We start from the raw sequence: 753 nt of genomic DNA, 5'->3' as shown, positions 1-753 counted from the left end.
TTCGACGGGCCTTTTCGTTCACGAACCCCACCACGCCGCCCGGGAGGAGCAGCACCAGCGTCAGCAGGACCAGGCCGAGCACCAGCGCCCACTTCTCAGTCCAGGCCACGAGGTACGAGTTGAGGATGATGTAGACGACCGCCCCCACCGCGGGGCCCACGAAGGTGTAGATCCCCCCGATGATGGTCATCAGCACCGGCTCGGCGGACTTCGTCCAGTGGATGATCTCGGGGGAGATCGACTTCTCCATCAGGGCGTAAAGCCCGCCGGCCAGCCCCGTGAACGCACCCGCCACCACGAACGCCGTCCACTGGTACAGCTGGATGTTCACGCCGAGGTAGGAGGCCCGCTGGCCGTTTTCCCGGATCGACTTCAGGGTCGCCCCGAAGGGGGAAGAGCGGATCCGGCGGAGCAGCTCCACGGACAGCCCAACGACCACGAGCACGAAGTAGTACATCGCCTGCGTGGAGCCGATGTCGACGCCGGCCAGGCCGGCGACCGAGATCGGCTTTATCGGAATCCCCTGGATCCCGTTGTCGCCGCCGGTGAATCCGTACCATTTGAAGACGACCGCGAAGATGAGCTGGCCAAAGGCCAGGGAGAGCATGGCGAAGTGCACCCCCGACAGCCGGACGCAGAAAAACCCGATGACGCCGGCCACAGCGGCCGCCACCACCGGCGACAGGACCAGGGCGGGCAGCGTGCCGAACCCGGCCTTGGTGAGGAGGAGCCCCACCGTGTAGGCCCCGACCC

1 protein-coding gene (only partly in view) is annotated in these 753 nt (G+C 66.7%); it reads right to left on the bottom strand.

The genetic code is table 11. The annotated features are described in order from the left end of the window. On the bottom strand, positions 1-753 hold part of the coding region annotated (locus A2Z13_08595) for a hypothetical protein (GenBank protein OGP78906.1) (this coding region is incomplete at its 5' end). 68 nt of the annotated region lie to the left of the window's left edge; 753 of 821 annotated nt are visible.

This window comes from Deltaproteobacteria bacterium RBG_16_64_85 (assembly GCA_001798885.1).
In the GTDB taxonomy this organism is placed as follows: Bacteria; Desulfobacterota; Deferrimicrobia; order Deferrimicrobiales; family Deferrimicrobiaceae; genus FEB-35.
Note: the sequence above shows the minus strand (reverse complement) of the source record. Positions and strands in the feature narration are given on the sequence as shown.